This is a genomic window from Actinomadura geliboluensis, assembly GCF_005889745.1.
Taxonomy (GTDB): Bacteria; Actinomycetota; Actinomycetes; order Streptosporangiales; family Streptosporangiaceae; genus Spirillospora; species Spirillospora geliboluensis.
Genome location: NZ_VCKZ01000692.1, coordinates 1 through 2,093 on the forward strand (window position 1 = coordinate 1; position 2,093 = coordinate 2,093).

The following is a 2,093-nucleotide window of genomic DNA, read 5'->3' on the forward strand; positions in this document are numbered from 1 at the left end:
GGCGGAGAGGAGCGGCGGTCTCTCAGTGATCACGGGTGGGCTCGTCGTGCTGGTCGAGGGGCGGGTCCTGCGGGCGCTGACGGTGGCCACGACGCTCGCCTGGACGGGCTTCGGGGGCGTCGCGGTGACGGCGGTGCTGCTCGCCGAGCACATCGGGGCCCCGCCGAGCGCGGGCGGACGGCTCCTCGTCGCGCTGGCGGTCGGGTCGCTGATCGGGTCGCTGGCGTCCAGCCGGTGGCTGACGCCGAAGCATGCGGAGCCCGTGATGGTGGCCGGGCTGGTCGCGTTCGGGGCGTCACTCGCGGCCCTCGCCGTGGCGCCGTCGCTGCCGTGGGCGACGGCGGCGTTCGTCGCGGCGGGGATCGCGGAGGGGCCGGTGTTCGCGGCGACGCTGATGCTCCGCCAGCGCGAGTCGCCGCCCGACCGGCTCGGCCAGGTCAACACGACGGCGGGCAGCCTGAAGATCGGCGCGTCCGCGCTCGGCGCCGCGCTGACGGCCGTCGCGGCGGACGCGGTCGGGCCCGTCGGCCTGGTGCTGGGGATCGCCGGCTTCCAGTTCGTCGGCGCGGCGGCGGGCATGCTCCTGCTGTACGTCCCCGGGCGCCGAAAACCGGTCGACGTGGATGGTATTCGCCCGTAATGTCCGGAGAGCGAGGCTTGCAGCCGGCGCCCGGACGCTCGCGGTCATCATCCCGCTGAGCGCGGCGCCGGCTGCTTCCTTTTTAATGCTTCGACTTCCGCCGGCGGGCTCCGTAATGTGCGGGGCATGTTCATCGCGGCCGGCACTCCGACGCTCGCAGGCACCGACCTGCTGAGCGCGCTGCCGGTCGCCTTCTTCGCAGCAGCGGTCGCCGCAGACGGCGTCCGACGCTGACCCCTCTCCGTCCTGCCTCCGGAGAACCAGCGGAGGGGGGTGGTCCGAGTGAACGCGGCCCGTGCGCCGCGCGGGTTCTCACGTTCGGCATCGTGAGGACGGAAAGACCATGGCGAAGAAGCTCTACGAGCGCGACAAGCCGCACCTGAACATCGGGACGATGGGGCACGTCGACCACGGCAAGACGACGCTGACCGCGGCGATCACCAAGGTGCTCGCCGAGCGCGGGCTCGCGTCGGCGGTGCCGTTCGACCGCATCGACCGAGCCCCGGAGGAGCGCGACCGCGGCATCACCATCAACGTCGCGCACGTCCAGTACTCCACCGCGACCAGGCACTACGCCCATGTGGACATGCCGGGTCACGCCGACTACGTGAAGAACATGATCTCCGGTGCCGCCCAGGTGGACGGGGCCGTGCTCGTGGTCTCCGCGCAGGACGGCGCGATGCCGCAGACGCGGGAGCACGTGGTGCTCGCGCGGCAGGTCGGCGTCGAGCACATCGTGGTGGCGCTGAACAAGGCCGACATGGTGGACGACGCCGAGCTGCTCGACCTCGTCGAGCTGGAGGTCAGGGAGCTGCTCTCCGAGTACGGGTTCCCCGGCGAGGAGATACCGATCGTCCGGGTGTCCGGGCTGCGGGCGCTGGAGGGCGACCCGTACTGGACGGCCCGCATCGGCGACCTGCTCGACGCGATCGACGCGTACGTGCCCGTCCCGCGCAGGGTGCTGGACGCGCCGTTCCTCATGCCGGTCGAGAGCGTGCTCACGATCACCGGGCGCGGCACGGTCGTGACCGGGGTCGTGGCGCAGGGCTCGGTCCGGCTCGGGGACGCGGTCGAGGTCGTCGGGCTCGGCGAGTCGTTCGGCACCGTCGCGACGGGGCTGGAGACGTTCGGGCAGACCATGGACCGCGCGGAGGCGGGCGACAACACGGCCATGCTGCTGCGCGGGGTCAAGCGCGACCAGGTGCGGCGCGGGCAGGTGGTCAGCGCGCCGGGCGCGATCCGGCCGCACACGCGGTTCCGGGCGCGGGTCCGGGTGCTGACCGCGGCCGAGGGCGGCCGGTCCAGGCCGTTCTTCCACGGGTACCGGCCGCAGTTCCACTTCCGCACGACGGACGTGGTCGGCGGCATCGACCTCGGCGGCGAGGGCGGCATGGCGCTGCCCGGCGACACCGTCGAGATGGCCGTCGAGCTGGGCAGGCCGGTCGCGATGACC

General features: G+C 73.1%; 2 protein-coding genes. Both read left to right on the plus strand.

The features are described 5' to 3' along the window. The coding region (locus ETD96_RS43555; protein ID WP_205719759.1) for an MFS transporter at positions 1-640 on the plus strand (640 nt) is incomplete at its 5' end. 343 nt (positions 641-983) lie between these two features. Further along, a partial coding sequence (gene tuf / locus ETD96_RS43560; RefSeq protein ID WP_138642321.1) for an elongation factor Tu occupies positions 984-2,093 on the plus strand: 1,110 nt, incomplete at its 3' end.